The sequence below is a fragment of the Allorhizobium undicola ORS 992 = ATCC 700741 genome, assembly GCF_000621665.1.
In the GTDB taxonomy this organism is placed as follows: Bacteria; Pseudomonadota; Alphaproteobacteria; order Rhizobiales; family Rhizobiaceae; genus Allorhizobium; species Allorhizobium undicola.
Map to the genome: position 1 here is coordinate 174951 of NZ_JHXQ01000002.1, position 22102 is coordinate 197052.

The 22102-nt window shown below is 60.1% G+C and carries 19 protein-coding genes; 10 read left to right on the forward strand and 9 right to left on the reverse strand.

From position 1 onward, the window contains the following. Nucleotides 1-177: 177 nt before the first annotated feature. On the reverse strand, nucleotides 178-1467 hold the full coding sequence (gene gltA, locus T424_RS0102905) for a citrate synthase (protein ID WP_027486388.1): 1290 nt from the start codon (nucleotides 1465-1467) through the stop codon (nucleotides 178-180). Between the two features lie 354 nt (nucleotides 1468-1821). On the opposite strand from gltA, the gene T424_RS20035 reads away from it, so the two are divergent. Beyond that, nucleotides 1822-4227, forward strand: a complete 2406-nt coding sequence (locus T424_RS20035; protein WP_051558748.1) for a ComEC/Rec2 family competence protein — start codon at nucleotides 1822-1824, stop codon at nucleotides 4225-4227. A 95-nt stretch (nucleotides 4228-4322) separates the two neighbouring features. Here the strand turns inward: T424_RS20035 and T424_RS0102915 are convergent, their stop codons facing one another. Together T424_RS0102915 and T424_RS0102920 are read right to left on the reverse strand one after the other, a co-directional pair. Then, entirely contained in the window at nucleotides 4323-5012 is a 690-nt protein-coding gene (locus T424_RS0102915; protein ID WP_027486389.1) for a cobalt-precorrin-6A reductase, read from the reverse strand. Then, nucleotides 4996-6099 carry a cobalt-precorrin-5B (C(1))-methyltransferase gene (locus T424_RS0102920; RefSeq protein WP_027486390.1) on the reverse strand — a complete coding sequence of 368 codons (1104 nt, stop codon included), beginning with the start codon at nucleotides 6097-6099 and terminating at the stop codon, nucleotides 4996-4998. Before T424_RS0102920 ends, T424_RS0102915 begins: the two co-directional genes overlap by 17 nt. Nucleotides 6100-6247: 148 nt before the next feature. On the opposite strand from T424_RS0102920, the gene cobA reads away from it, so the two are divergent. The 6 genes from cobA (at nucleotide 6248) to T424_RS0102950 (ending at nucleotide 12464) form a co-directional block, all read left to right on the forward strand. Then, a complete protein-coding gene (gene cobA, locus T424_RS0102925) occupies nucleotides 6248-7090 on the forward strand; it encodes a uroporphyrinogen-III C-methyltransferase (protein ID WP_027486391.1) in 843 nt (280 codons plus the stop codon). Beyond that, a complete protein-coding gene (locus T424_RS0102930; protein WP_027486392.1) occupies nucleotides 7087-8394 on the forward strand; it encodes a cobyrinate a,c-diamide synthase in 1308 nt (435 codons plus the stop codon). Before cobA ends, T424_RS0102930 begins: the two co-directional genes overlap by 4 nt. Continuing rightward, the gene (cobD, locus tag T424_RS0102935; RefSeq protein ID WP_027486393.1) at nucleotides 8391-9401 is read left to right on the forward strand and encodes a threonine-phosphate decarboxylase CobD; all 1011 of its coding nucleotides are present in this window, start codon (nucleotides 8391-8393) and stop codon (nucleotides 9399-9401) included. The genes T424_RS0102930 and cobD overlap by 4 nt, the downstream gene beginning before the upstream one ends. Continuing rightward, complete coding sequence (gene cbiB / locus T424_RS0102940) at nucleotides 9398-10408, forward strand: adenosylcobinamide-phosphate synthase CbiB (RefSeq protein WP_027486394.1); 1011 nt, start codon at nucleotides 9398-9400, stop codon at nucleotides 10406-10408. The genes cobD and cbiB overlap by 4 nt, the downstream gene beginning before the upstream one ends. Nucleotides 10409-10472: 64 nt before the next feature. Continuing rightward, nucleotides 10473-11891, forward strand: coding sequence for a magnesium transporter (mgtE, locus tag T424_RS0102945; RefSeq protein ID WP_027486395.1), 1419 nt, complete (start codon nucleotides 10473-10475; stop codon nucleotides 11889-11891). Nucleotides 11892-12077: 186 nt separating this feature from the next. Next, entirely contained in the window at nucleotides 12078-12464 is a 387-nt protein-coding gene (locus tag T424_RS0102950) for a MerR family transcriptional regulator (protein WP_027486396.1), read from the forward strand. A gap of 159 nt (nucleotides 12465-12623) precedes the next feature. On the opposite strand, the gene T424_RS0102955 is transcribed toward T424_RS0102950, so the two are convergent. From T424_RS0102955 to T424_RS0102965, 3 genes are all read right to left on the reverse strand, one after another. Further along, nucleotides 12624-13100 carry a methyltransferase family protein gene (locus tag T424_RS0102955; protein ID WP_027486397.1) on the reverse strand — a complete coding sequence of 159 codons (477 nt, stop codon included), beginning with the start codon at nucleotides 13098-13100 and terminating at the stop codon, nucleotides 12624-12626. Nucleotides 13101-13253: 153 nt separating this feature from the next. After that, entirely contained in the window at nucleotides 13254-14210 is a 957-nt protein-coding gene (locus T424_RS0102960) for a DUF1624 domain-containing protein (protein WP_027486398.1), read from the reverse strand. A gap of 41 nt (nucleotides 14211-14251) precedes the next feature. Then, the gene (locus tag T424_RS0102965) at nucleotides 14252-14956 is read right to left on the reverse strand and encodes a DUF599 domain-containing protein (protein WP_027486399.1); all 705 of its coding nucleotides are present in this window, start codon (nucleotides 14954-14956) and stop codon (nucleotides 14252-14254) included. Between the two features lie 785 nt (nucleotides 14957-15741). On the opposite strand from T424_RS0102965, the gene T424_RS0102975 reads away from it, so the two are divergent. Next, nucleotides 15742-17148 (forward strand): L-serine ammonia-lyase, encoded by a 1407-nt coding sequence (locus T424_RS0102975; RefSeq protein ID WP_027486400.1) that lies wholly within the window; start codon nucleotides 15742-15744, stop codon nucleotides 17146-17148. 59 nt (nucleotides 17149-17207) lie between these two features. Further along, the gene (locus T424_RS0102980) at nucleotides 17208-17645 is read left to right on the forward strand and encodes a DUF1489 family protein (RefSeq protein WP_027486401.1); all 438 of its coding nucleotides are present in this window, start codon (nucleotides 17208-17210) and stop codon (nucleotides 17643-17645) included. A gap of 94 nt (nucleotides 17646-17739) precedes the next feature. On the opposite strand, the gene T424_RS0102985 is transcribed toward T424_RS0102980, so the two are convergent. The 3 genes from T424_RS0102985 to T424_RS0102995 form a co-directional block, all read right to left on the reverse strand. Continuing rightward, nucleotides 17740-18210: a YhcH/YjgK/YiaL family protein gene (locus T424_RS0102985; RefSeq protein ID WP_027486402.1), complete on the reverse strand. Its 471-nt coding sequence runs from the start codon at nucleotides 18208-18210 to the stop codon at nucleotides 17740-17742. 117 nt (nucleotides 18211-18327) lie between these two features. Then, the gene (locus tag T424_RS0102990; protein WP_027486403.1) at nucleotides 18328-19269 is read right to left on the reverse strand and encodes a dihydrodipicolinate synthase family protein; all 942 of its coding nucleotides are present in this window, start codon (nucleotides 19267-19269) and stop codon (nucleotides 18328-18330) included. 68 nt (nucleotides 19270-19337) lie between these two features. Then, on the reverse strand, nucleotides 19338-20621 hold the full coding sequence (locus T424_RS0102995) for an MFS transporter (protein WP_027486404.1): 1284 nt from the start codon (nucleotides 20619-20621) through the stop codon (nucleotides 19338-19340). Between the two features lie 408 nt (nucleotides 20622-21029). Here T424_RS0102995 and T424_RS0103000 point away from each other — a divergent pair, with 408 nt between their 5' ends. Further along, nucleotides 21030-22100: a LacI family DNA-binding transcriptional regulator gene (locus tag T424_RS0103000; RefSeq protein ID WP_027486405.1), complete on the forward strand. Its 1071-nt coding sequence runs from the start codon at nucleotides 21030-21032 to the stop codon at nucleotides 22098-22100. The last annotated feature ends 2 nt before the right edge of the window (nucleotides 22101-22102 follow it).

Genomic DNA, 22102 nt, shown 5'->3' on the forward strand with positions numbered 1-22102 from the left:
AGCAAAGTCTCGCCGAATTGAAGGCGTTATGCTGAAGCTTGCTGAAAATGACGCCTTTCATCGCCACACGATGGCGGCAACGCATCCTCATCGCTGGCAAGGGGCAGGACGAGGGGAATAAAAAAGCCCGGCGCGTTTGCCGGGCCGGGCTTTTCTGAAAAGTCTATGCCGAGCGAATCAGCGGCTGCCAACCGGAACGTAATCGCGCTTGGGCGCGCCGGTATAGAGCTGGCGCGGACGGCCGATGCGCTGCTGCGGGTCTTCGATCATTTCGTTCCACTGGGCAATCCAGCCGACGGTACGGGCCAGCGCGAACAGCACGGTGAACATTTCCGTGGGGAAGCCGAGCGCGCGCAGCGTGATACCGGAATAGAAGTCTACGTTGGGGTAAAGCTTCTTTTCCTTGAAATAGCTGTCGCTGAGGGCGATGCGTTCCAGTTCGAGCGCGACCTTCATCAGCGGGTCGTCCTGACGGCCGGTGGCTTCCAGAACCTCGTACATGGTCTTCTGCATGATCTTGGCGCGCGGGTCGTAATTCTTGTAGACGCGGTGGCCGAAGCCCATCAGGCGGAACGGATCGTTCTTGTCCTTGGCGCGGGCGATGTATTCCGGAATCCGATCCACGGAGCCGATTTCGGTCAGCATGTTCAGCGCGGCTTCATTGGCGCCGCCATGCGCGGGACCCCACAGGCAGGCAATACCGGCGGCAATGCAGGCGAAGGGGTTGGCGCCGGAGGAACCGGCCAGACGAACCGTGGACGTGGAAGCGTTCTGCTCGTGATCGGCGTGCAGAATGAAGATGCGGTCCATTGCGCGGGAAAGAACAGGATTGACCTTGTAATCCTCGCAGGGAACGGCAAAGCACATGTGCAGGAAGTTGGAGGCGTAATCCAGATTGTTCTTCGGATAAACGAAGGGCTGGCCAATGTGATATTTATAGGCCATTGCCGCAATGGTCGGCATCTTGGCGATCATGCGCAGGCTGGCCACCATGCGCTGATGCGGATCAGTAATGTCCGTGGAGTCGTGGTAGAAAGCCGAAAGCGCGCCAACCGTGCCGACCATGACAGCCATGGGGTGGGCGTCGCGGCGATAGCCGGAGAAGAACTTGCTCATCTGCTCATGCACCATGGTGTGATGCGTGACGCGATAATCGAAATCCTTCTTCTGTGCAGCGGTGGGCAGTTCGCCGTAAAGCAGGAGATAGCATACTTCGAGGAAGTCGCCCTTTTCGGCCAGTTGCTCGATCGGGTAGCCGCGATGCAGCAGCACGCCTTCGTCGCCGTCGATATAGGTGATCTTCGATTCGCAGGATGCCGTGGAGGTGAAGCCCGGATCGTAGGTGAACTTTCCGGTGTGCTTGTACAGCGCGGCAATATCGATGACGTCAGGGCCGATTGTACCGGATCGGACGGCAAGCTCGGCTGCCGTTTCTCCAATCTTCAGATTTGCGCTTTGGTCCGTCATGCTGATCCTCCGGATATAAGGCGGGAAGACGTGGCATTTCGCCTCGTCTCGGTTTTTTCTGTTGGAATAGCTATATGATGCAGAAGTTAATGCCAAGCTATCCGCACGATAAAGTGTGCATTGCAATATTTCCTCACTTGCACATCTGACATGCAGAAAAACATGAACTGGATGCCAAATTCGGCATGGCGCCTGCATCCATGGATTGTTAAGGGTTTTTCCGTGGGAAGCGTCAAGCGGGAATGACGGGCCGGGATCATGCGGGAAAAGCTGGAGTGGGTGCCCTTTTTTCCTGATGATGCAGGCGGCACTCCCGATGGCGCCACCAGAGGGGAGATACCCTCTAAAGTAGATATGCCTGAATTTAAGGCATTTTCGCAGGATGAGGACGGCAATCCCGCCCCGGTACTACCGGACAGGCTGGCGTGGCTGGCCGGTGTGCGGCGCAATCTGGCCGCTCTGGTGGAAGACGAGCTGGCCCATGGGCGAGCCTTTCTGGCGGCGCCGGTTCTGATCGGTTCGGGGGCGGCGTTCTGGTTTTCACTTGCCACAGACCCGCCATTTCCATGGGTTCTGGGCCTTATGGCTGCTTTTGTCGGGCTCTGGCTGCTGGTCCGGCATCATTTTGTAATCGGGCCACTCATGGCGGGCGCCGCCCTTTTTCTGTGCGGCATGGGGCTGGCCGATGTTGAAACCACGAGACAGGCAACGATTCTTCTGGACCGTCCCGTGACCACCGAAATCAGCGGGCGCGTGGTTTCGGTGGAGCCAAACAAGCAGGGAAATCAAAGATATGTGATTGCGCTGGAGGGAACAAACAGGCCAATGCTTTCGCGTATGCCGCAGCAGGTGGCGCTTCTGGCGCGTGGCAAGGGTGAGCCGCTTTTACCGGGTGATGGCATAAGCGGGCGCGCGCGTCTCAGTCCGCCATCCGGGCCCGCCCTGCCGGGATTGAACGATTTTGCCTTTGCCTCCTTTTACGATGGCATCGGCGCGATAGGATATTTCTACACGCCGCCGCAACGCATCGCCGTGACGACACGTGCAAAAACACTGTTTGAAACAGCGTCGGACGCCTTCGGGGAGGCAACGGAGAACCTCCGGGATACGATCTCGAACCGTATTCGCGCCCTTGTGCCCGGCGATGCCGGTGCCTTTGCCGTGGCGATCGTCACCGGCGAACGGCGCGGGCTTTCCGATCAGGCCAATAGCGATCTTCGCGTTTCGGGGCTTGCGCATATCATTTCCATCTCAGGCCTGCATATGGCGCTGGCGGGCGGTCTTTGCTTCGTGGGCCTGCGTCGTGGCTTCAGCCTCGTGCCGGGGCTTGCCGAACGCATCGCGACCAAGAAGATCGCCGCCGCAGGCGCTATTTTGACCACCACGGCCTATTTTCTCATTTCAGGCTACGATGTCGCCGCCCAGCGATCCTATCTGATGATGGTCATCCTGCTGTCGGCGGCTCTGTTCGACAGGCCGGTTTTCAGCCTGCGCAATACGGCCTTCGCCGCGCTTCTCGTCATTTGCCTTTCGCCGTCACAGGTTCTGGGACCAAGCCTGCAAATGTCCTTTGCCGCGACCTTTGCGCTGATTGCCGGTTTCGATCTCTGGCGGCGGCGTCCGCCCATGCCGGGCTGGCTGGAAGGAATTGCCGTTCCGGGAGTTCTGAAGACCTTCGCCAAGGCCGTGGCGGCAAGCCTCATGACCTCGGCGCTGGGCGGTTTTTCAACGGCGATATTTTCCGCCGCCCATTTTCACCGCTTCGGCCTGCACGGGCTGGAGGCCAACCTCATGGCCGCGCCCATCATTTCCATGCTCGTCATGCCTGCTGGCATGATCGGCATGTTGCTTATGCCGTTGGGTCTGGATGCCTGGGCAATCCGGCTGATGGGGTGGGGGGTGCAGGCCGTTTTGTGGATTGGTCATCTGGTGGCGGGCTGGGGCAATGGCTTGAGCTTCGGGCGCTTCGACTGGTGGTTTCTTCCGGTGTCCACGGCGGGATTGCTGCTTCTGACCCTGCTGAAAACGCGGCTGCGGCTTTTGGGGGTGGTGCTGATGGTGGCCGCCATCACCCACGAGGCGACACGCCCGGCCGACCCGGAGCCTGATCTGCTGGTATCGGAAGATGGCCGCTTCGTCGCGCTGCTGGAGAGGCAGGTCACGGGGGAGTTGATTGCCATCGTCAACCGGCGCAAACCGCCCTCCTTTCTTTTCAATCAATGGAGTTCCGCGCTGGATATTGCCCATTCCGGGCAGCCGGTGATCGTGGAAAAGCAGGCGCGGTCCGAAGCGGATCGAAAAAGCCTGCCGCCTGAGCGCGCCGAGGCGGAAATGCGCAATGCCATTGTCAGCGCGAAGGCCAATCCCACGGTGTTTTATTGCCAGTTGGGCGAATTCTGCGCCATGGCTGTCCGTGACTGGCTGGTGGTTACGGTGGAGCGGCGCGACTTTCTCTCCGCCGCCTGCGCATCCGCCGGTCTGGTCATTGCCGCCGTTCCAAGGCCGCAGGCAGGGTGCGATACGCAAAGGCCGGTGATCGATCTGGAAAGCCTGCGCCGGGGCGGCTCCATGGAGATTACGCTCGGCGATGCGGATAAAGCGGATTTTCACCTGAAAGCCACCTTTTCCGGCGAAAATCGCCCGTGGATCCGCCATCGCTATTATGATTGGCGCAGCCGTAGCTTTACCTTGCCTGAAGCCCGGCAGGAACGCGCTTCCGACGCAGAAGATGAGGGTAATGACGACGATGGTTCCCTGTAGAGCATTTTCAGGAAAAGTGGAATCCGGTTTTCCGTCCGAAAATGCGTAAAAACAGATAGGTAGAAGGCGCAAGGACCGCTTGACGCCGGCCCGGATCAATCTTGCGCGCGGTTTATCAGCAGCACCGGAATGGCAAGGCGACGGGCCGCCTCTATCTTGCCATAGCCAGCAGCGCCGCCTGAATTGCGGCAAACCAGATGCGTAATGCCGTGACGCTGCATCAGCGCCATCTCACTATCCGGGTCCGGGCTGGGTTTGCCAATCGCAAGCTCGTATTTGGCAAAGGGCAGGGGTGCGAGCGGCGCATCGACCATGCGCAAAAGAAACCGGCAATCGCTGCGGCGGGAAAAAACATCGATATGCTGGCGGCCAAGGGCCAGGAAGGCCGTTGCGCCGGATGGCAGGGCGTTGACCGCTGCCTCAAGAGATTGGCAGGGGCGCCAGTCATCTCCCGGCTCCTGCTGCCAGACGGGTCGTTCCAGACGCATGAGAGGCAGGCGCAGTCGCGCGCAAGCCTCTGTGGCGTGGGCGGATATGGTGCGTGCGAAGGGATGGGTGGCGTCGTAAACCTGCGTGATTCCCTCTGCTTCGAAATAGGCGATCATGCCTTCGACACCGCCGAAGCCGCCTGTTCGAACCTCTCCCTCAAGCGAGGCAGGGTCTGCGGTGCGGCCCGCCAGCGAGGTAATCACCCGCAATCCGCCTTCACCCGCAAGGCGGGCGGCAAGGGCGGCGGCCTCTGCCGTGCCGCCGAGAATGAGGACGGTTTCACGCGCTGCGGGCAAGGATTACGCCCTTCCGGTCGGTAACGATGATTTCCACGGCAACGGGTGCGCCGCGCAGCGTCTCAAGCGCGGTTTCGCGGGCGCGCCTTGCAATGGGGCCTGCAAGGTCTATGCCCTGTTCATGCGCGATTTCAAACACTTCCAGCGCGGTGTTCGCGTTCAGGATGCGGTGTTCTAGCGTGGATGTGCGGGTGGGAAACAGGCTGGCGAGGAAGCTGTTGTCAATCTGGCTGCGGGCGGAATGGAGGTCGAGCGCGCCCTGGGCCAGCTTGGTCATCTTGGCAAAGCCGCCGGCAATCGTCAGGCGCGGCAGGGGATGGTGCCGCAGATATTTCAGCAGGCCACCGGCAAAGTCGCCCATGTCCAGCAGCGCTTCTTCCGGCAGGCCATAGAGCGCCTGCGCGGCCTTTTCCGATGTGGAGCCGGTTGCGCCGAGAACGTGCTCGAGCCCCATTGCCCGCGCCACATCGATGCCCCGGTGAATGGAATGGATCCAGGCGGCGCAGGAAAACGGATGCACAATGCCTGTGGTGCCAAGAATGGACAGGCCGCCGACAATGCCCAGACGCGGGTTCCAGGTGCGGGCAGCAATGGCTTCGCCGCCGGGAATGGAGATTTCCACCTCTATGTCGGCGATCCGACCCCGGCTTTCGGCGATTGCCGTCAGTTCGGCGCACATCATCTGCCGGGGTACGGGGTTGATTGCCGCCTCGCCAATGGCAAGCGGCAGTCCCGGACGGGTGACTGTGCCGACGCCTTGCCCGGCGGTGAAGCGAATGCCGCTGCCGGGCGGACCATGGCGCAGGCGGGCAATGACCGTGGCGCCATGGGTGACGTCCGGATCGTCGCCCGCATCCTTGATGATTCCGGCGCTGGCCTCGTCTGCCAGAAGCTTTTCCATCGCCAGCGCAAAGGCAGGCGCCTCACCGCCCGGCAGGCGAATGCTGACAGGATCGGGAAACTCCCCCGTCAGCAGCGCGATATAAGCGGCCTTGGCAGCGGCGGTTGCGCAAGCGCCTGTGGTCCAGCCGTTGCGCAGCGGACCTTTCGGCTTTCGCCCGCCTTGCGGGTCTGCTTTTTGCGGCATCTGCGTCGATGGATCGGTCATTGCAACCTTATAGAACATCTCCCGGAAAACTGCGTAGGGGTTTTCCATCGCCAAAGGTGTAAAAATGGAAATGCGGGGCATTTCCCCGTTTCCGTAGAGGCGGGAAACTGTCTATACAGCGAGGATCATGACAGGTGACGTCTTGCAGCATCTTCCTTCTCTTGAGCCGGGCCATGTCTGGCTGGCTGGCGCCGGGCCGGGCGATCCGGGCCTGTTGACGCTGCTTTCCCTCAGAGGGCTACAGCAGGCCGATGTCATCGTGCATGACGCCCTGGTGGACGATGCCTGCCTGTCATTCGCAAATCCGGCGGCGGTGCTGGAATATGCGGGCAAGCGCGGCGGCAAGCCTTCTGCCCGCCAGCGGGATATATCGCTCCGGCTGGTCGAGCTGGCGAAATCCGGCAAGCGCGTGCTGCGGCTGAAGGGGGGCGACCCCTTCGTGTTCGGCCGTGGCGGTGAGGAGGCGTTGATGCTGATCGAGCATCATGTGCCCTTCCGCATCATTCCCGGCATCACGGCGGGCATTGGCGGGCTTGCCTATGCGGGCATCCCCGCAACGCATCGTGACATCAACCACGCCGTGACATTCCTGACCGGCCATGATGCCTCCGGAAAAGTGCCGGACCGGCTGGATTGGGCTGCCATTGCCAAGGGTTCGCCGGTCATCGTCATGTATATGGCCATGAAGCATCTTTCGCATATCCGCCAGCAATTGCTGCTTGCGGGGCGTAGCGCGGCAGAGCCCTTGGCCTTCATTTGTGATGCCGCAACGCCGCGCCAGCGCGTGCTGGAAACGACGCTGGGCGATGCCGAAACCGCTCTTGCGCGTTCGGAGCTTGAGCCGCCCGCCATTATCGTGCTGGGCGAGGTGGTGCGTTTACGGCCGTCGCTGGACTGGCTGGGCGCGCTTGGCGGCAGAACGCTGCTGCCGGATCCCTTTGGCGCACAGCCGCAAGGAGCCAGCGCATGAGCGGGCTGATGATTGCAGCGCCTCATTCCGGCGCAGGCAAGACCACGGTAACACTGGGCCTGTTGCGCGCGCTCAGGCAGACGGGCATTCCGCTTGCGCCGGGCAAGGCCGGGCCGGATTATATAGACCCTGCGTTCCACGCTGCCGCCAGTGGCGAAACCTGCCTGAATTTCGATGCCTGGGCCATGCGTTCACCGCTGCTTCTGGCCAATGCCAGCCTGCATCGCGGCGGCGGCAGGTTGCTGGTTGTCGAGGCCATGATGGGGCTTTTCGACGGCGCTGCCGATGGCAGCGGATCGGCGGCGGATCTGGCGCAATTGCTCGGGCTTTCCGTTGTTCTCGTCGTCGATTGCGCCAGCATGTCGCATTCAGTGGCGGCACTGGTCAAGGGCTTTGCCGATTTTCGCCCCGGTCTTCTGGTGGCGGGCGTCATTCTCAACCGGGTTGGCAGCGCAAGGCATGAAGCCATGCTGCGACAGGCCCTCGATGCCATTGGCATGACCGTCTTCGGCGTTCTTGGCCGTGATGACGCGCTTGCCCTGCCGCGCCGTCATCTCGGTCTCGTACAGGCGGCGGAACATGCCGAACTGGAGCGCTTTATCGACCATGCTGCCGCAAAGGTTGCGGCGGGCTGCGATCTGCCGGAACTGGTCAAGGCGGCGAAACTCATGCCCGACCCCGCGGCCGAAGCGGATTTCCCGCGCTTGGCCCCGCCCGGACAGCAGGTGGCCGTGGCGCGGGATGGGGCCTTTGCCTTCTGCTACGATCATATGCTGATGGACTGGAAACGGCGCGGGGCAGAGATCACCGTGTTTTCGCCGCTTCGAAACGAGGCCCCGGCAGCCGATGCCGATGCCATTTACCTGCCCGGCGGCTATCCGGAGCTTCATGCGGAAACGCTTGCCCATGCCGAAAGCTTCAAGGCCGCCATGCGGGAGGCGGCTTCTCGCTCGAAGCGGATTTTCGGCGAATGCGGCGGCTATATGGTGCTGGGAGAAGCGCTGGTGGATGCCGCAGGGCAGGGGCATGAGATGCTTGGCCTTTTGCCGCTTGTCACCAGTTTCGCGGTTAAGAAGCGCCATCTCGGCTACCGGCGGCTTGCCCCTTTGCAGAGCGATTTTTTCCCGGCACCCATGACGGCCCACGAGTTTCATTACTCCACCGTCCAGTACGAAGGGCAGGCGGACAGGCTGTTCAGCGCAGAAGATGCGCTTGGGGAAAAACTCGGAAATGTAGGGCTGCGACGCGGTTCGGTTGCTGGCTCCTACATGCATCTCATCGATCTGGCGGGAGATGGCGCATGAGCGGCAGCGGCATTGCGCATGGTGGCGGGCTTGCCGCCGCCGCTCTCCTTCATGGAGGCCGGGTCGAGGATTGGCTGGATCTTTCAACGGGTATAAACCCCTGCCCACCCGCTCTTGGCGCAATCGATCCCCGCGCCTGGCACCGCTTGCCCGACCGCGAGCGGGAAGATGCCGCCCGCCATGCCGCCCGGAGCTTTTATGGTTGTGGGGCAAATATCCCGCTTCCGGTTCCCGGCACGCAGGCGGCTATCCAGCTTTTGCCGCAACTCCTGGAAAAGGGTGCCCGCGCCGCCATTCTCTCGCCAACCTATGGCGAATATGCCCGCTGCCTTGCGCGGGCAGGCCATGATGTCGATGCCGTGGCCGGGCTGGATGAGATTGGGCCAAAGCACGGCCTTGCCGTGATCGTCAATCCAAACAACCCGACGGGACGGAAAATCCCGGCCACCAGCCTGCTGGCCTTGGCTGAGCGCATGGCCGCGACCGGCGGTTTGCTGGTGGTGGATGAAGCCTTTGCCGATGCCGAGCCGGAATTTTCCCTGGCCAGCCACGCCGCAACACAGCCCAACCTCCTGATCTTTCGCTCCTTCGGCAAGTTTTTCGGACTTGCGGGGCTTCGTCTCGGATTTGTAATTGCAGGCCCTGCCATTGTGCAAGCCATGTCCGAAGCCTTGGGGCCGTGGCCGGTTTCCGGCCCGGCGCTCAGCGTGGCAATCGATCTGTTCGCTCGCGGTGGAAGCCTCGTTGCCGCAAGGATTGCCGAGAGGCGAAAAGCCCTTCAAGCCGTTCTCGACAGGCATGACATGACGGTGATCGGCGGCACGGCGCTTTTTGCGCTGGTGGAAGACGAAAGGGCGCAAGCTCTGCAAGAGCATCTCTGCCGCGCCCATATTCTTACGCGGGCCTTTGATTATGCGCCGCATTGGTTGCGGATCGGTCTTGCGCCGGACGAGGCGGGGGATGACCGGTTCGACGCTGCATTGGCGGCGTGGAAAGCCCTTGCATGACGGAGCAACTTCTCCTGCTTCTTGCCGCATTGCTGCTGGATCGGGCCGTGGGCGACCCACCCTGGCTCTGGGCCCGCCTGCCGCATCCGGTCGTGCTGTTTGGCAAGGCGATCAGCCTTTGCGATCGCCTGTGGAACAGGCCGATGACACTGTCCGACGGACACGAACATTCTCGGCGGCAAAGGCGGCGAAACACTTTGAGGGGCGTTTTCGCAATCACTGTTCTGCTTGCGTTGGCGCTGGCCGTCGGGGCGGTTCTGCATTGGGTCTTCAGGCTTGCCGGACCACCGGGCCTTGTGCTGGAAGTGGTGCTGACGGCTATTTTTCTTGCGCAGAAAAGCCTGCTGGATCATGTCTCGGCGGTGGCCGTGGCGCTGCGTCGGAACGGGATTTCGGGTGGGCGTTACGCGGTTTCCATGATTGTCGGGCGCGATACAAGTGCACTGGACGAGGCGGGAATTTGCCGCGCAGCCCTTGAGAGCCTTTCAGAGAATTTTGCCGATGGCGTCGTTGCGCCCGCCTTGTGGTATGGCCTTTTGGGGCTGCCCGGCATCATGGCTTACAAGATGCTGAACACGGCCGATTCAATGATCGGCCACAAGAATGAAAAGTACCAGGACTTCGGCTGGGCAGCGGCCCGGCTGGATGATCTGGCGAACTGGCCCGCAGCACGGCTTTCCGGCTGGCTGATCGTGCTCGCTGCCGCCGTAAACGATGGACGGCAGGCGGCGGCCCGAACGCTTGCCGTGATGCTGGCGGATCACGGCCTGCACCGCTCTCCCAATTCCGGCTGGCCGGAGGCTGCCTGCGCGGGCGCCCTTGATGTGGCGCTGGCCGGTCCGCGTGTCTACAATGGTGAGCGCGTGAACGAACCCATGATGAACGCCGCAGGCCGCCGAGACATTTCCGCCGGGCATGTCGTCCGTGGCCTGATGCTGATCGACCGGGCCTTTCAAGGCTTGATTGCCGCCACGCTGATTGCGGTCTTTCTGCTGGCCGCAGGTTGACTTCGCGCGCTTGCGCACCATTCTGCGCTCAAGAGACAATGCGTTGAGTCTGAGCGGGGGCATGATGAGTGAGATCGAGGAAGAGCTGCGCCCCAAGGACCAGACGGAAGACGAGCGCGACGACATTTATGACGAGGATGGCTCCGTTCGAAACGACTTCCTGTCGCTCGTCTGTGCCGCCATTGCCGATCGCGATGTGCTTTATCTGCGCAATCACGTTGCCAAGCTGCATGAATCCGAACTCGGCCATCTGATCCAAGCTATTCAGCCGGATCAGCGTCTTGCGCTGGTGCGTCTGCTGGGCGACGATTTCGACATGACGGCCCTGACCGAGGTGGATGAAGCCATCCGCCTCCAGATCGTCGAGCAGATGCCGAACGAGCAGATCGCGGCTGCCATCGGCGAACTCGATTCCGACGATGCCGTCTACATTCTCGAAGATCTGGACAAGGAAGACCGGGAAGAAATTCTCGCCCAGCTTCCCTTTACGGAGCGTGTGCGCCTGCGCCGGGCGCTGGATTATCCCGAAAGCTCGGCTGGCCGGCGTATGCAGACGGAATTCGTCGCCGTGCCACCCTTCTGGACTGTGGGCCAGACCATTGATTACATGCGCGACGAGGAGGAACTGCCGGAAAGTTTCACGCAGATTTTCGTCATCGATCCGACCTTCCGGCTGCTGGGCGCCGTTGATCTCGATCGCATTCTGCGCACCAAGCGCACGATGAAGATCGAAACCATCATGCGCGAAACCAACCACCCCATTCCGGCGCAAATGGACCAGGAAGAGGCCGCCCAGCTTTTCGAGCAATACGACCTTCTCTCCGCCGCCGTGGTGGACGAGAGCGACCGGCTGGTCGGGGTGCTGACCATCGACGATGTGGTGGACGTTATTCAGGAAGAGGCGGAAGAAGACATCATGCGCCTGGGCGGCGTGGGTGACGAAGAGCTTTCCGACACCATTCCGGAAACGTCGCGCTCGCGCGTGCCATGGCTTCTGGTCAATCTGCTGACCGCATTTCTGGCGGCTTCGGTCATCTCGCTGTTCGAGGCCACCATCGAGCAGATCGTGGCGCTGGCCGTTCTCATGCCCATTGTTGCAGGCATGGGCGGCAATGCCGGATCGCAAACCATGACCGTGACAGTGCGCGCGCTCGCCACCCGCAATCTCGACATTCACAACGCCTTTCGCGTGGTGCGCCGTGAGGTGGGGGTCGGCCTGCTCAACGGGTTGATCTTCGGCGTGTTGATCGGCGTTGTCGCCGGTCTGTGGTTTCACGACGCCAATATCGGCGGCATCATCGCCACCGCCATGCTGATCAACATGCTGGCTGCGGCGCTGGCGGGCATCATGATCCCGCTGCTGCTTGACCGGTTCAATATCGACCCGGCGGTTGCGTCTGCGGTTTTCGTCACGACCGTTACGGATATAACCGGATTCTTCTCCTTCCTCGGGCTGGCAACCTGGTGGTTCGCCATCTCCTGACGTGCTTGAGGTGCCCTGCCTTATCGGCAGAAAGCCGCCTCTGGCCGGCTTTCTTCCACGCTGTGCTGCTATCAAACTTCTCTTTTCATGCATTTGTGTATGGAAGGCCGATTTCGCAAATGGCGGGTCGAAATTGACTTTTACGTCAAGGTCAATAAAATAGCGAAAAACAGAGGCATTCCGGCATTGAAGAAGTTTTACAGCATCACGGAGCTTACGCGCGAATTTGGCGTCTCCACCCGCACCCTTCGGTTCTACGAGGATGAGGGGTTGCTGAATCCTGAGCGCCGCGGCCGCACCCGGCTTTACCGCGCGGCGGACCGGCGCCTGCTACAGGAAATATTGCGCGGACGGCGCATTGGCTTCACCATAGCCGAAATTCGCGAAATCGTCCATGTTTACAAGGAGCCGCCCGGAGAGATCGGTCAGCTGAAGCTGATGATGAAGCGCATCGATGAAAAACGCGAAGAGCTTCGCCAGAAGCGCAAGGACATTGAGGAAACCTTGAGTGAACTGGATCAGGCCGAGGAAGCCTGTCTTACGCGCCTTGTCGAGATTGGCGTGGGTAGCTAAAATATTTCGCGCAAAAGCGTGAAGCGGTTTTCCGTTCGCAACTGCGAAGATGCAAAGCATCAAGTCTTTCCGTACTCCACGGAAATACGGAAAGACCTTCAATAAAACAGGCATTTGCAAACGCAACCTTGCGCTCACCCTGCCATGCTTGCTGATCGATCAGATCCAGCGTCGGGTTCTGCGGCAATACCGTTCGAAATCGACGCCGAACCGCAACAGCAGATGCATCTCCTCCTTTCGGATGGCAATCGAGGTGGTGACAAGAGCCGTCAACGGGGCGGCAAGCAACATCCACTCATTGCCAAAAATCAAGGCGCCGCCAATCATCAGCAGCGTATAGCTTAGGTAAATCGGATTTCGGGTATAACGGTAAGGCCCCTCAGTCACCAGACGCCGCGCGCAGCGGTCCAGTCTCACCGGGGTATCGAGGCCAATCATCGTATTGACGGCCCAGAGATCCAGCGCCACCGCAAGCGTGGCGATCAGGCAGCCCGCAATCACGGGGAACAGCCCCTGCAATTGCAGCAGGGTGCCGGGTGCGATATATTGCTCCATAACGACGGACGCCATGCAGGCGCCGCCATAGACAAGCGGAAGCCATGGATATTTCAACGAGGGTCTTCGATAGGCGTTCATGGCAAATTGTCCCCAGCCCGGCCATGGTCGATGGCAGGGCACCCAATGGTCGATTGGCGCTTACGAACACAAACCACCGACAGTCTTCGAAAGCGCTGGCTTGCAAAGCGCAGCTTCAAGCAGAAAACCGCAGACACTTTTCCTGAAGGCGCTTTACTCGCTGGCGATTGTACATTCCCGCGCCAGCTTCAGGACCCTTTCATCTTGCGCTGGCAAGATTGCGCCAGACTGTAGCGGTGCAAGCAATTGCTGCTGCTGGAGTTTTTGCAGGGTACAGGCGCAAAATCGCGTGCAAAACGCTGCATCGGTTCCGCCAGCGACACAGGATCGTTCGCAACTATTGCCATAGCTGATGGCGGGATCCGGGGCAGGGGCAGGCGCGATGAGAGAGGCAAGATAGACGAGTGAAATCAGCACGGGCTGATGGATGAGATAAAAGGCCAGACTGTGGCGACCGGCCCATTGCAACAGGTTTGGACCGCCTGGAAACCTTGCAAGCTTATGCAACAGTCCGGTCGAAACCATAACCCTTGCCGCAGCCATGCCCAACAGCACGGGCGCGAACCACGGAATGAGCGGCACGTAATCATTCGAACGCGGCAGAGATTGGGAGAGGCCAAGCCACCACAGCCACGGCGGATCGAAAAGGCTGGAATGGCCGTAAGCGCCAAGCAACAGACAGGCGATTGCCGCAAGCACCGTGACCGCCACAGGCAACCTGAGGAAGGCAAGACCCAGAATGCTCATCAGCGCGATGGCGTGCAATATGCCAAAGAATATCCAGCCAGCACCCATGACAAAATAGGTTGCCAGCGAAATAAGCAGCGCCGCCGCCGCAATCTGCCCTAGCCGGACCCGGAAGGATTTCCATTTGATGCGGCTGCCATGCGCGAGAACAAGGCCGACGCCAACCAGAAAGAGAAATGTGGAGGCAATGGCGCGCGCGTAATATTTTAGTGGCCCGGAAACGGCAGTTCCTTCAGGCAGATACCCAAAGAACTCAAGATCCCAGGTGAAGTGATAGGATGCCATGGCCAGAAGGGCGAGGCCCCGCAGGCTATCCACTATCAAGATACGCGGGCGTTGCGCCGATGCATTTTCATCGCTCACTGAATGATGTCCTGTCTGGTTTCGTTATGGCCGCGGGATCGTCAAGGGGCCACGTCGCCAGCAGCAGCCCGCGCCTCGGAGAAGAATTGCCGATGAAGCAGCACGAGGAAGATGAAGCCCGTCATCAGCATGAACATGTAGGCGTTCAGGAACCAGCCGAGATAGCCGATCGACATGAAGATGGCGCGCAGCCCGGCATTGAAGTGCTTGCCCGCAATGATATTCATGGAGATCACACGCTCCGTTCTGCTTGCCGCTCCCTGCGGATCAAGCTCCACCTCTTGCGACATCGGCAATCCGCCAAAGAGAATGGTGCAGTAGTTGAACAGCCGGTAGGACCAGCCGAACTTGAAAAACGCATAGCCGAAAATGGCGATCAGCCCGCAAACCTTCAATTCAAAGGCGGCGCGGCCTCCCGTACCGATCAGTGGCAGGTCACGCAGAACGGCATCCACTTTTTCCGTCGCTCCCAGCATGGCGAAGCAGCCGCCAATGGCGATGATGGAGGTGGAGGCGAAAAAGGCGGTTCCGTTTTGCAGTCCAGCGAGAATTTGCGTGTCGATCATGCGCAGGTCGCGCTTCAGGGCATTGAACATCCAGGCGCGGCGGTGCTGCTGCATGACCCGGCTCAAGCTCACCCGGTTGCGAAAAAGATACCCGCCGCTGATCAGCGCGAAGCCGAACCAGCTGAACACGAAAAATGCCAAGGCAACGAAATCAAGGGGCGTGAGGGACGATAGGGTCACGGACGTCCTGTCTTTTCTGGCTCGCTTAGAGCGTTTCATTGTTTCACGGAAACCACAGTACACGACGCTACGGTTTTGCGTGTGGTTTACCCCCCTCTGTCCTGCCGGACATCTCCCCCTCAAGGGGGGAGATCGGCAAGATCAAGGCCCTGACTAAATTCCTGAAAAAGGCCGTCATCGCCAATACTCTTTGAAGGATGGCGCTTTGTCCGTATTGCAATCTCCCCCCTTGAGGGGGAGATGCCTGGCAAGGCAGAGGGGGGTAGGTAACGCCAAATTCCTCAGCGTCGTGTACTGTGCACGGAAACATTGAACCGCTCTGACTATTTGTTTTTAAGCATTTTCAGTCGGAAAACCGGCTTCCACTTTTCCTGAAAATGCCCCAAGGTTTTGGGACCGGCAACAGCCGCCACTCTTCAGAAGCAAACTGATTCCGGCAGCAAGAATACCTCATTTCTGCCTGTGGCGGGACGATCTTTTCTCACCCTGACAACGCTTTCATGACAAGGCACCGCTTGAGATGCGCCAGCGAATGTTTTATTGAGCTTGCAGTGCATATCGGGGGATATTGCACTGATCCGCAGGAATTTCCGGCGGGGGACGAGGCAGCGCGGCTTTTTGCTGCGCTGCCTTTTGTTTTCTCACTCCCTGCCCACGGCGACAGGCGGGAGGAGAGGAGGAGAATGTCGCACTCCGCGAAGACAATGGCGGTGGTTCGGCGGGCATAAGCAGCGTTTTGCGGCATTCTCCCTTGAGTGTGTCGCTCTGGCGCGGGACGGATTTTCATGTTTCTTTCTGTATTCGATGTTTTCAAGATCGGTATCGGCCCTTCGAGTTCGCACACCATGGGACCGATGACGGCGGCTGGGCGCTTCCTTTCGCTGATCCTGTCCGATGAATGGCCAAGGCCTGCTTCGGCGCGCGTGTTCCAGTTAAAGGTCAGCCTGCACGGCTCTCTGGCCTTCACCGGCGTCGGCCATGCAACCGATCGTGCCGTTATTCTGGGGCTGACCGGCGTCCTTCCCGATACAGTCGATCCTGACGGCATGGATGCCACGGTGGAGACGGTGATGAAAAGCGGAGAGGTCTGTCCCCCCGGCCATCCGGCCTATCGTTTCCAGCCCGCCACCGATCTCGTCCTCGACAAGAAAACGCCGCTTCCCGGCCACGCCAACGGGATGCGATTTTCCGCGCTGGACGCAGACGGCCGTGTCCTTCTGTCGCGTATCTATTATTCGATCGGCGGCGGCTTCGTCGTCACCGACACCGAGCTTGAGGCCATGCAGGCCAGGAAGAAAGCGGAACAGACGGCGTCGGTCAAAATACCCTATCCTTTCTCGACAGCCCGGCAAATGCTGGCCATGGCATCGGCGTCCGGCCTGTCCATTGCCCAGATGAAACGGGCGAATGAAGAGGCGGTGTTGAGCCGCGAGGCGCTGAATGCCGGTCTCGATCGCTTGTGGGAGGTGATGAGCGGCTGCATTGATCGGGGCTTGCGTGTCGAGGGTCAGTTGCCGGGCGGGCTCAAGGTCAAGCGACGCGCCAAGGCTATTCATGACAAGTTGCAGGAGGAGTGGCGCTCCAACCGCTTCAACCCCGTGCTGGCCAATGACTGGCTCTCGGTCTATGCCATGGCCGTCAATGAGGAAAACGCCGCCGGAGGGCGCGTGGTAACTGCGCCGACCAATGGCGCGGCGGGTGTGGTGCCGGCCAGCATTCGCTACTACCTGCATTTTCATCCGGATGCCGATCAGGACGGCGTTCGTGATTATCTGCTGACGGCTGCGGCAATCGGCGGCATTATCAAGCACAATGCATCGATTTCCGGAGCGGAGGTCGGCTGTCAGGGCGAGGTGGGCTCTGCCGCCGCCATGGCTGCTGCGGGGCTCGCCGCCGTGATGGGCGGGACGCCGGAACAGGTGGAAAATGCCGCTGAAATCGCCCTTGAACATCATCTCGGCATGACCTGCGACCCCATTGCCGGGCTTGTTCAGGTGCCCTGCATCGAGCGCAATGCCGTGGGCGCGGTCAAGGCGGTAACGGCGGCATCGCTGGCCATCAAGGGGGATGGCAGCCACTTCGTCCCACTCGACGCCTGCGTGGAAACCATGCGGCAGACAGGCAGCGACATGAGCGAGAAATACAAGGAAACCTCGCTGGGTGGTCTTGCGGTCAACGTGGTGGAATGTTGAAAAGGCGTTGACGGCAAGCCATCTTGACGCCAGCGCGCAAAGGTCTATCTCGTTTTTCCATGGCTCTTCATCTCATCAAACTCTGCGTCGGTGCAGACAGTCTCGACGATCTTCGCCAATGGGTGGCGGACCGTTCCATGGTGGCCATGGCAGCGGGCCTTCAGCCGCATAGTTCGCATGTGACGCGCATGGTGCCCAAGCGGCTGGAAGAACTGCTGGATGGCGGCTCGCTTTACTGGATCATCAAGGGACAGGTGACAGCCCGACAACGCCTGATGGATGTCGTGTCCTTTACCGGCGGAGATGGAATCACGCGCTGCGAACTCATTCTCGGCCCGGAGGTGATCGAAACCACGCCCGCCCCCCGCCGCCCATTCCAGGGCTGGCGATACCTCGAAGACAAGGATGCCCCGCGCGACCTTTCCGCCTCAGGCGCCAATCTTGAGACCATGCCCGATGATCTGAAGCGCGAACTGGCCGAACTGGGCTTGCTTTAAAGCATTTTCAGGAAAAGTGGGCACCGGTTTTCCGTCCGAAAATGCAGCAAGGTTGGACATCCGGCCTTGAATAAGCGGGATGCAAAAGACCAGATCAAAGAAGTCTGGCGTCGATTTTTATGACGGCCTTGCGGATTGGTTCGCTGCCATCGACCTCGCAACAGGGACGGTGGAATTCTCCGGGAAAAAACACGATGAATTCATTGGCGGCAAGCGTGACGAAGTTTTCGGACGCCTGACCCGGATAGAATGCGATGTCATGGTTCGTCAACCGGTCTTCGACCGGTTGCAGGTCGGGATTGGGGGAGGAAAAGCCGTAAGCCTCCCGGCCCTTGAGCAGAATCTGGATGTCGATATAGCGCCGGTGGGCTTCCGGGCGAAGGTCGTTTGCCGGTCTCGTGGGCATTTCCTGAATGAGGACGAATATGTCATCGCCCTCGATCGGATGGCGCCCGATTGCAAGAGAGTCGAGATCCAGCGTCAGTGTGCGCTCGATGGCGTGCCGCAGCGCCTCGGGCAGCGTTTTCCTGAACATGGGCCAATGGGCGAGCGAGCCGACAATCATGATAGATCCACACCAAGATAAAAATTATGCAGGCCGAATCCGTGCCCGAATGCCCATGAGCCGCGCGCGGGCGGCCCATGGGGGGAGAGGAAAGCCATCCTGCTTCCACATCATTGATTACAGGCTGGCGATCCGTTGGCGGAAGTGCTCCGTACCGGCGACGATTTTGTCGAGAACGGCATCCAGCGCCCAGAAACGTTCGCGAATGTCGTAATCGATGACGCGGCAGCGAATGCTGCCGAAGGTGCCGATGCGCTGATGGTAGAGCTTGGCGAGCGCCGGGTATCCAAGCGATTCCGATACCGCAGAAAGAACCAGAAACGTCGCAAGTTCTTCGGCCAGTTGCGGATGGTTTTTACCCTCACGCCAGAGCCAGTTGTAAAGATCGGGGTGGAAATTGGTGAAGACGCCGTTGAAACCGGGCACGCCCGCCTGCATGGCGTTCCAGGCGATTGCAGCGTTTGCATTGAGGATCTTCAGCGGGGTGCCTTCCGTCAGCTTCAAGCGGCGCTTTACGGTGTCCAGATCGCAGCTCACATCCTTCAGCATGATGAAGCGGCCGCTATTTGCGCAGTAAGACAGTTCCTCGTCGCTCAACAGGCGGCGGTACGGGGCAGGGCATTCATAAAGGCCGAGCGGCAGATCCTGCGGCAGGGCGGCAAGAATGGCGTCCAATGTCGCCTTGAAGGCGCCGGTTCCCTGATTCTTCGGATCGAGATGATTGGTCACGAGGATGAGGGCGTCGGCCCCGACACGGCTCATGGCGTGCAATTCCTCAAGCTGGGCGTCGAGATCGTCGCTGATATGGCCGGATACCACGACCGGGATGCGGCCTGCCGTCTTTTCGACAACGAAGCGCCCAAGCTGCACGCGCTCTTCCAGAGACAGGAACATCATCTCGCTGGATTGGCAGACGGCAAACAAGGCGCTCGATCCGTGGGCAATATACCACTCTATCAGGCGTTCCAGACCGGGATAGTCGATCTGCCCGTTGTCGAGAAAGGGGGTCAGCATGACGGGAATGACGCCCTGAATGGCGGGAGCTTGGCTGGTCATCATCAGTATCCGTTTTCGATTTGAGTATTGCCCTCCGGGCAAGCCCGGAAGGCTGCATATTTTTGTCGGGCTCAGGCCTGTTCCATCGGCTCACGCACCAGCAGGAAGTAGCTGGCGGCGCCGAGGAAGGCGATGGCCGCACCCGTCAGCAAGGCCGGGACGAAGGAAGAATATTGCGCGATGAAACCCGTTGCGATCGGCGCCAGAGAGCCGCCAAGGAAACCGCCGAAATTCTGGAGCGAGCCAAGCGAGGCCACGCGGTTTTTAGGCGCCACTGCTGTTACCAGTGCCCAGGAGCAGGCCGAAGCGGCATTGGTAAGGAAGATCACCACGGAAATGCAGAACACGGCAATGTTGTTATCCTGCACCAGTGCGGCTGGCACGGTAAAGGCGGCCATGCCCAACATGGCGATCACGACAGGCACACGGCGGCCGCGAACCGGAGATGCCTCGGTTCTCTTGATGATCTTGTCGGAAAGCCAGCCGGCAACCAGGCAGCCAATGAAACCGCAAAAGAACGGTACCGACGCCATGAAACCCGTGCGGGAAAGCGACATGTGCCGTTCATTGACCAGATAGGCAGGCAGCCAGCTCAGATAGACCCAGTTGAGATAGACATTGCCGAAATAGCCAATGATCATGCCCCAGGTGGCGCGATAGGAAAACAGCTTGCCCCAATCGCCCAACGTCACTTTCTGCTGGGCCTCTTCTGCCTCGGAGGTAAGGTAGGCCTTTTCCTCGGCGCTCAGCCCCATATTCGCAGGATCCTTGTAGAGCATGAACCAGAGGCAGGCCATGACCAGACCGGCAGCGCCGGTGATGATGAACACCCAGCGCCAGTCGAGGACGATCAGCAACTGGGTTAGAAGCAGGGGCGCAATAGCCGTGCCAAGCGGCGAGGCCGAATTGAAGATGCCCGTTGGAACACCGCGCTTGCTGACCGGAAACCAGTTGCTGACGACACGCGCTGCCGAGGGAAACTGCGGAGCCTCGCCAACGCCAAGCCCGATACGGCTCAGGACGAACTGGGCAAAAAACGTCACCAGACCACCGGCAGCCTGCGCCAGCGACCAGAAGACAAGGCCGTAGCCCAGCAACCGGCGTGGGCCGAACCGGTCCACCATGGCGCCGACCGGCAACTGTGCCAGCGCATAGCTCCAGGAGAAGGCGGAGAGGAGAAGGCCCATTTCGCCCAGTGACAGGCCCATGTCCTCGGCGATGCGATGATTGGCAACCGCCAATGTGCCGCGATCCATATAGTTGATGACACCGGCCACGACCAAAAGGCAAAGCGAGGTAATCTGCATTCGCCGGATGCGGGGTGGCGCCTTTGAGGGTTCCGCCGCTGCGGGCATGGTCTGCGAACTGGAAATGCTGCTCATCTATCTCCTCCGTAAACGTAATTACCGTCAGGAGCGTTCTGTCCCGACTTTTTATTGGGTCGGCAGAGGAGAGGCGCGCGCCCCGTGAAGGCAATCGCAAGCTCCTCCTTGCAACCGGTATGTAAGCGCTTACATGCTCTGCTTTGCCAAGAGTGTCAACGCAGAATCTCAGTCATGGGGCAATCTGACCCGCGCAATTTCGATGCTGGCTTTCCGTTTCCATGCCGCCCTCTTGCAGCATCGATATGTGTCCTTCACGCCGACGCACAGGCAGACATGCCGGAGTGACTTGTTCTTGCGGGGCATTTGCCGCAAAAAGCCCATCACTGCATCCGAGGTTTCGGCTGTAGCGTGACGTCTGGTTCTCTGAACGGAAATGACATGACGGAAAAACCTGATGAGCCTGCCACGCAGGCCCGGCGCGTGCGGGAAGGCAGCGGCAGGGCGCGGCTGGAGGAAGTTGCACGCCGTGCCGGCGTGTCCACCGCAACGGTGTCTCGCGCCTTCAATATGCCGGAGCGGGTTTCGCCGGAAACGCGGGACAGGATTTTTTCCACGGCGAAAGCCCTGGGCTGGGTTCCCAATGCTGCGGGCCGCGCGCTTGCCTCAAACCGCACTCATATCGCTGGTGTTATTATCCCGACGCTCGATAACGAAATTTTCTCGCATCAGGTCGGCGCGATGCAGCGCGTCTTTGCCGAACACGGACTGAACCTGTTGATCGCCTGTTCCAATTATGATCCGGACCTCAGCTTCAGGCAGGCCAAGGCGATGATAGAAACTGGTGTCGAGGCGCTGGCGCTGGCGGGAGAAACCCATCCGCAGGCACTTTATGACAAGCTGGACGCGCTGCGCATTCCCTATGTTCTGACCTATGCCTACCGGAAAGACGCCCCCCATGCCATGATCGGCTTTGACAATGAGGCAGCCTTCATCCAGATCACAGATTATCTTCTGAACCTCGGCCATCGGCGCTTTGCCGTCGTCATGCAGCCGAGCGACAATAATGATCGTGTTCTGGCCCGTTTGCGCGGCATCGATAGTGCGCTGTCGCGGGCCGGGCTGAAATTGGCGCAGCACCATTTCTTTACCGGCAAGGCCAGTCTGGATTTTGGAATAAGGGCGGCGCGTCAGCTTGCCGCAGAGGCGCCGGAAACACGTCCGACAGCCATTGTTTGCGGCAATGATACGCTGGCGTTGGGCGTGCATATTGGTCTGACGCAGGCAGGAGCGCGTATTCCGGGCGATTTTTCCATCACGGGCTTCGACGACATCGAACTCGCCTCCAAAATCTCCCCCGCCCTGACGACGATGTTTGTCGATAACAAGGAAATAGGCACCATTGCCGCCCGGCAGCTTGTGCTCTGTCTGGGCAAGGAAAATACGCGGCCCGCCTCTCACCAGATCATGGCCGCGTTGCGTGCGAGGCAGACCACCGACGGGCCAGCCTGACC